The sequence below is a fragment of the Amnibacterium sp. genome, assembly GCF_025463795.1.
Taxonomy (GTDB): Bacteria; Actinomycetota; Actinomycetes; order Actinomycetales; family Microbacteriaceae; genus Amnibacterium.
Map to the genome: position 1 here is coordinate 1 of NZ_JAODBE010000205.1, position 5986 is coordinate 5986.

The 5986-nt window shown below is 73.4% G+C and carries 8 protein-coding genes and 1 pseudogene; 1 reads left to right on the forward strand and 8 read right to left on the reverse strand.

What is annotated here, in order from left to right; genetic code table 11:
- Window positions 1-254: 254 nt before the first annotated feature.
- Window positions 255-605, reverse strand: coding sequence for a 50S ribosomal protein L19 (gene rplS / locus JWQ92_RS16835; RefSeq protein ID WP_297345619.1), 351 nt, complete (start codon window positions 603-605; stop codon window positions 255-257).
- 185 nt (window positions 606-790) lie between these two features.
- The gene (locus JWQ92_RS16840; protein WP_297345620.1) at window positions 791-1279 is read right to left on the reverse strand and encodes a hypothetical protein; all 489 of its coding nucleotides are present in this window, start codon (window positions 1277-1279) and stop codon (window positions 791-793) included.
- 122 nt (window positions 1280-1401) lie between these two features.
- Here JWQ92_RS16840 and map point away from each other — a divergent pair, with 122 nt between their 5' ends.
- The gene (gene map, locus JWQ92_RS16845; protein WP_297345621.1) at window positions 1402-2169 is read left to right on the forward strand and encodes a type I methionyl aminopeptidase; all 768 of its coding nucleotides are present in this window, start codon (window positions 1402-1404) and stop codon (window positions 2167-2169) included.
- An 81-nt stretch (window positions 2170-2250) separates the two neighbouring features.
- Here map and trmD read toward each other — a convergent pair whose 3' ends face one another.
- The 6 genes and pseudogenes from trmD to JWQ92_RS16875 all read right to left on the reverse strand — a co-directional run.
- Window positions 2251-2937 carry a tRNA (guanosine(37)-N1)-methyltransferase TrmD gene (trmD, locus tag JWQ92_RS16850; protein WP_297345622.1) on the reverse strand — a complete coding sequence of 229 codons (687 nt, stop codon included), beginning with the start codon at window positions 2935-2937 and terminating at the stop codon, window positions 2251-2253.
- A 2-nt stretch (window positions 2938-2939) separates the two neighbouring features.
- Window positions 2940-3563, reverse strand: a complete 624-nt coding sequence (gene rimM / locus JWQ92_RS16855; RefSeq protein WP_297345623.1) for a ribosome maturation factor RimM — start codon at window positions 3561-3563, stop codon at window positions 2940-2942.
- Window positions 3564-3565: 2 nt separating this feature from the next.
- Window positions 3566-3802: an RNA-binding protein gene (locus tag JWQ92_RS16860; protein ID WP_297345624.1), complete on the reverse strand. Its 237-nt coding sequence runs from the start codon at window positions 3800-3802 to the stop codon at window positions 3566-3568.
- Window positions 3802-4272: a 30S ribosomal protein S16 gene (gene rpsP / locus JWQ92_RS16865; protein ID WP_297345625.1), complete on the reverse strand. Its 471-nt coding sequence runs from the start codon at window positions 4270-4272 to the stop codon at window positions 3802-3804. Before rpsP ends, JWQ92_RS16860 begins: the two co-directional genes overlap by 1 nt.
- Before the next feature lie 136 nt (window positions 4273-4408).
- Window positions 4409-5422, reverse strand: a complete 1014-nt coding sequence (locus JWQ92_RS16870; RefSeq protein ID WP_297345626.1) for an NAD(P)-dependent oxidoreductase — start codon at window positions 5420-5422, stop codon at window positions 4409-4411.
- Window positions 5419-5986, reverse strand: a pseudogene (locus JWQ92_RS16875) (AMP-binding protein); the annotation flags it as partial. The gene JWQ92_RS16870 and the pseudogene JWQ92_RS16875, both read right to left, overlap by 4 nt.

Here is a 5986-nt window from a genome sequence, read left to right on the forward strand (position 1 = left end):
CACGACGACGATAACGACTAGATCCCGCAGGAACGCTCCGTCTCCGCGGTAGCGGTTGCGCATCCGATCGACCACGCGAGGGCGCCGCTCCTCGACGTTCTCCGGAGGTCAGTCGGTCACGATCCGGGCCTCCCTGGCACGCGAGAACGGTCCGTGCCGCGGGCCAGTGTACGTCCCGGTCGGAACCGGGCCGTCAGGCGGAGCGGCGCGGCCGCCTCACCGGATCCGCCGGGCGGATCAGGCGGCCGAGGCGCTCAGGCGTCGCGCTTCTCGCGGATCTTCGCCTTCTTGCCGCGCAGCTCGCGCAGGTAGTAGAGCTTCGCGCGGCGCACGTCGCCGCGGGTGACGACCTCGATGTGGTCGATCACCGGCGAGTGCACCGGGAAGGTGCGCTCCACGCCCACCTGGAAGCTGACCTTGCGGACCGTGAAGGTCTCGCGGACGCCGGCGCCGGAGCGGCGGATGACCGCGCCCTGGAACACCTGGATGCGGCTGCGGTTGCCCTCGACGATGTTCACGTGCACGCGCACCGTGTCGCCGGGACGGAAGTCGGGGACGTCGGACCGCAGGCTGGCGGCGTCGACGGCGTCGAGAAGCTGGCTCATGGGGAACTCCTTGGGCGCGCCGCCGGTCGGCCCGGATCGTGGCGCCGGTCGGCGCCGCTGAAGAGGAGGCCGCTGGACCCGAAGGATGGTCCCCCTGCGGCAGGACCGGGCCGCGGCACGATCTCCCATCATGCCACAGGTCGACGGACGACACCGTTCCTCGTGCGGGAGGCGGGGCGCCCGGGCTACCGGTCCGAGGGCTTGATCACCAGGTACTCGCCGGCGTCGACCGAGCCGCGTGGGTCGGTCGGGCGGAAGCCGAGGTCGGCGAGGGTGCGGCGCATCCGGGTGCGGATGTCGGTGACCAGCTCGTACCCACCCAGCCAGAAGCCGCCGAGCACGGCCGCCACAGCGAGCACGCCGAACCACGTGGTGCCCGGGCCGAAGAACCCGACACCGACGACGGCGGCGGTGAGCACCGCCACGACACCCGTGTCGGCGAGACCGAGCATCCGCGGACGCCGCACCGCCGAACGTGCCGTGAAGAGCACCGCGAGGCCGAGCTGCGCGAGCACGAGCAGCGGCGCGAGCAGGCTGATGCCGAGGAAGCCGCCGACGCCCCCGCCCCAGATCGCGTACCCGATGAGCACCCAGAGCGGCAGCACGACGGCGGCCGCGAACTGCCACACGAACGCCGCGCGCCGGATGCCGGCCGTGGGGATGCGCACGCTCATGAGGGAAGGGTAGATCCGGCACCTCGCGAGAGCGACGGGGTTCGCCCAGGGCGTGCTGAGCGGCTGGGCACCGGCGGCTCGCCCGCCCGGTCTAGGGTCGGATGCCGAACAGAGAGGACCCCGTGATCGAGTTGCGCACCCCCGCCGAGGTCGAGGCGATGCGGCCGGCAGGCCGGTTCGTCGCGAGCGTGCTCGAGCGCCTCGCGAGCGAGGCCCGCGTCGGGATGAACCTGCTCGAGCTCGACCGGATCGCCCACGAGATGATCCGGGCTCGCGGCGCGGAGAGCTGCTACATCGACTACCACCCGTCGTTCGGTGCGATGCCGTTCGGAAAGGTGCTCTGCACGTCGGTGAACGACGCGGTGCTGCACGGGCTGCCGCACGACTACGGGCTCCAGGACGGCGACATGGTCAGCCTGGACTTCGCGGCGAGCGTCGACGGCTGGGTCGCGGACAGCGCCCTCACCGTGATCGTCGGGCGCGCCCGCCCCGAGGACGAGCGGGTTCTCGCCACCACGCAGGACGCGCTCGCCGCAGCGATCGCTGAAGCGCGACCGGGCAACCGGCTGGGCGACGTCTCCGCGGCGATCGGCGACGTCTGCCACGCCGCCGGGTACAGCGTGAACCTCGAGTTCGGCGGCCACGGCGTCGGCCGCACGATGCACGGCGATCCGCACGTGCCGAACGACGGGCGCCGCAATCGCGGCCTCAAGCTGCGGCCCGGGCTGGTGCTCGCGATCGAGCCGTGGCTGCTCGAGACCACCGACCGGATCGTGACGGATCCGGACGGCTGGACCCTCCGCAGCGTGGACGGCTCCCGCGGCGCCCACAGCGAGCACACGATCGCGATCACGGACGACGCCCCGCTCGTGCTCACCGCGCGGGACTGACCGCGCAGCATCCGGAGCGGTCCGGGACACCGTGCCACCGTCGCCGCCCGGCACCCGTCCCGATGGGGGACGAGCGCCGGGTCAGCGCTCCGGCGGCAGCAGATCCGGGCGCACGCGGCGGGTGCGCTCCAGCGACTGCTGCCGGCGCCACGCGTCGACCGCTCCGTGGTCGCCGGACCGCAGCACGGGCGGCACCTCGAGATCGCGCCAGACCGCCGGCTTCGTGTACGAGGGGTACTCGAGCAGGCCGTCCTCATGGCTCTCCTCGTCGAGGCTCGCCGGGTTGCCGATGACCCCGGGCAGCAGCCGGGCGGTCGCCTCGATCATCGCGAGCGCCGCGACCTCACCGCCGTTCAGCACGAAGTCGCCGAGGCTCACCTCGAGGACGCGGGCGCGCGACGCCGCGTGCTCCACGACGCGCTGGTCGATGCCCTCGTACCGGCCGCAGCAGAACACGAGGTGCTCCTCGGCGGCGAAGCGCCGGGCGGTGGCCTGGTCGAACCGCTCCCCCGCCGGCGTCAGGAACACGACGAGCGGATCCGCGTCGAGCAGCGCGTCGAGCGCCTCGCCCCACGGCTCCGGCCGCATCACCATCCCGGCGCCCCCGCCGTACGGGGTGTCGTCGACGGTGCGGTGCCGGTCGTGGGTGAAGTCGCGGAGGTCGACGGCGTGCACGTCGAGCAGGCCGGTCCGGCGGGCCTTGCCGACGAGCGAGACGTCGAGCAGCCGGACGAGCTCCGGGAAGATCGTGACGACGTCGATCCGCACGGTCAGCCCTGGTCGTCGGGCGACTCGCGGTGCTCCTGCGGCTCCGCCGCATCGGGGTCGCGAGGGGTGTCGTCGTCGATCGGCACGTCCTCGAAGAGGCCGTCGGGCGGGGTGACGACCACACGCTTCGCCTCCACGTCGACCTCGGGCACGATCGCCCGAACGAACGGGACGAGGACCTCGCGCTCCCCCACCTTGACGACGAGGAGGTCCTGCGCCGGCAAGTGCTCGAGCCGGTCGATCACGCCGACGACCTCATGGTCGCGGACGACGTCGAGCCCGATCAGCTGGTGGTCGTACCAGGCGTCGGGCTCGGCGGCCTCGGCCGGGTCCTGGTCGATCCAGAGGATCGCCTTGACCAGGCTCTCCGCCGCGGTGCGGTCGGTGACCCCGGTGAAGAAGCCGACGGGATGGCTGTTGTACCAGCGGAGCTCGGCGAGCTCGATGCGCTTGCCGTGCCACGGCGACGTCTCGGGGACCTGCAGCGAGAACGACGCGCCGGGCGTGAAGCGCCGGTCGGGGTCGTCCGTGAACAGCTCGAGCTTGAGGCCGCCCTTCAGCCCGTGCGCCTTCGTGAGTCGCCCGACCCGCAGCTGCGTCTGCGCGGAGCGGGCCCGTGCCGCCACTGCTACCTGTCGACGTCGACGACGTCGACGCGGACGGAACGACCGTCGGCGAGCGCACCGATGACGGTGCGCAGCGCCTTCGCGGTGCGGCCGGCACGGCCGATGACCCGGCCGAGGTCGGCCGGGTCCACCCGCACCTCGAGCAGCTCGCCGCGCGGGGTCGACCGGGACTCCACCTGGACGGCGTCCGGGTGGTCGACGATCCCCTTGACGAGGTGCAGCAGTGCGGACTTCAGCATCAGGAGTTGTCGACCTGCTGGGGCGTCTCGTGCTCGACGGTGGTGGTCGAGTCGGCCTCGTCGACGCGCTCCGCGTCGGCCTCGGCGTCGGCGCGGGCCGCCTTCACGGCGTCCTTGACCTCGGACTTCGGGCGCACGATCGGGGTCTTCTTCGCGTCGGGCTGGAAGGCGACCTTCTCGCCCTTGACCTCGACCCGGTTCTCGGCCGTGGCGTCGCCCTTGAAGCGACCCCAGTCGCCCGTGAGCTTCAGGAGCGCGGCGACCTGCTCGGTCGGCTGCGCGCCGACGCCGAGCCAGTACTGGGCGCGGGCGGAGTCGACCACGATGACCGAGGGGTGCTCGGTCGGGTGGTACTTGCCGATCTCCTCGATGACCCGACCGTCGCGCTTGGTGCGCGAGTCGGCGACGACGATGCGGTAGTAGGGGGCTCGGATCTTGCCGAGCCGCTTCAGGCGGATCTTGACGGCCACTGTCTGGTGTTCCTCACATGCGAGACGATTGATACGACATCCGACGGTCCCGGGGGCGTGGGGCACACCCGGCGCGGAAGCAAGACGATCCGCCCGCGTGCCCGGATAGAGGGTCGGGGCTCGCGGACCCGACGGGCTATTCTGCCAGATCGCCGGCGCCCACGGCGACCGTCGCACCGCGATGCGCGGCGCGGAGACGCTCGAGCCCCCGCGACACGCCGACGGCGGGGCTCCAGTCCAGGTCCTGATGCGTGCGGCGCTGGTCGAACCAGTGGGCGGTGGACAGCTGCTCGGCGAGGAACCGCGTCATCGGCGGTTCGTCGTCTCCGGGGCGGAGCCGCCAGACGATCTCGGCGATCGCGCCGACCGCGGATGCCACGGGGACCGGGACGTGCACGGCGGGCGGGGGCACACCGGCCGCCCGGCAGAACGCCGAGAAGAGCTCCCCGATGGGGCGCGGCTCCCCTGAGGTGAGCACGTACGCCTGGCCGTGGGCGACGTCGATCCGGCGGAGGGCGGCCAGGATCCCGTCGACGGCGTCGTCGATGTAGCAGGTGTCGACGAGCGCCGCGCCGGTGCCGACGAGCGGCAGGCGGCCCTTCGACGCCCTGTCCACCACCCGGGCGACGAGCTGCGGGTCCCCCGGTCCCCACACGAGGTGCGGCCGCACCGCGGTGACCGCCATCGACGGCGAGTCGGCGGCCAGGGCGAGGAGCTCCGCGGCGGCCTTCGTACGGGCGTACTCGCCCCGGGCCCTCGACGGCTCGGCCGGAGCCGCCCCGTCACCCATGATCGAGGTCCCCGTGTGCGCGACCGAGGGTGACGAGACGAAGACGAACCGCGTCACGCCGGAGGCGGCCGCGTCGGCGAGCAGGGCCCGCGTGCCCTCCACGTTCACGGCGGCGAACTCGGCCGGGTCGCCTGTGAAGGTGACCTTCGCCGCGAGGTGCACGACCGCGTCGATCCCCTCGACGGCAGCCCTGCGCGATCCGGCGTCGGTGACCGTGCCGATCACGTCCTCCGCCCCGGCGACGCCGGACGGCCGGCGCTGCAGCGTGCGCACGCGAGAACCGGCGGCGAGCAGCGCTGCGGCGACAGCACCGCCGAGGTATCCGCTCGCGCCGGTGACCAGGACCCGCTCGCCGGTCACAGCCGCGGCACCCGCCTCCCGGAGAGCACCGTCGTCGCCCATCCGGCGAGCAGGGTGCGGTCGATCTTCGAGTTGTGCCGGATGTCGGTGGGCAGCCGCTCGATGCCGATCACCGCGGCGACCGGCCGCCCGACGGCCGCGCGTACGGCGTCGGCGAGCGGGCCCTCGAGGAAGCCGGGCCGCTCTCCCTCGGCGACGACGACGAGCTGCTGCGTGCCGCGCGGGCCGACGCCGACGGCGGCCGCCCGCCGGATGCCGGACGACTCCTCGATGCGCTGCTCCACGCCGACCGGCGTGACCACGCCGTCGGCGGTGACGATCACGTGCAGCAGCCGCCCCTCGACCCAGAGCCGGCCGGCCCCGTCGAACCGCCCGACGTCGCCGGTGCGATGCCAGTGGTCGTCGACGCTGCCGGCTCTCGCCTCGTGGTCGGTGCGCCACAACCGGTCGTAGCCCTCGAGGATGTGCGGCGCGGAGACCAGGATCTCCCCCGTCACCCCGTCAGCGTCCGTCGCGGCTCCCGCGGCCCGGCCGTCGGCGTCCAGCGGCGCGATGCGCACCCGT

Coding starts and splice junctions, on each gene's coding strand:
- rplS (WP_297345619.1), bottom strand. CDS start 605: ATGAGCCAGCTTCTCGACGCCGTCGACGCCGCCAGCCTGCGGTCCGAC.
- JWQ92_RS16840 (WP_297345620.1), bottom strand. CDS start 1,279: ATGAGCGTGCGCATCCCCACGGCCGGCATCCGGCGCGCGGCGTTCGTG.
- JWQ92_RS16860 (WP_297345624.1), bottom strand. CDS start 3,802: ATGCTGAAGTCCGCACTGCTGCACCTCGTCAAGGGGATCGTCGACCAC.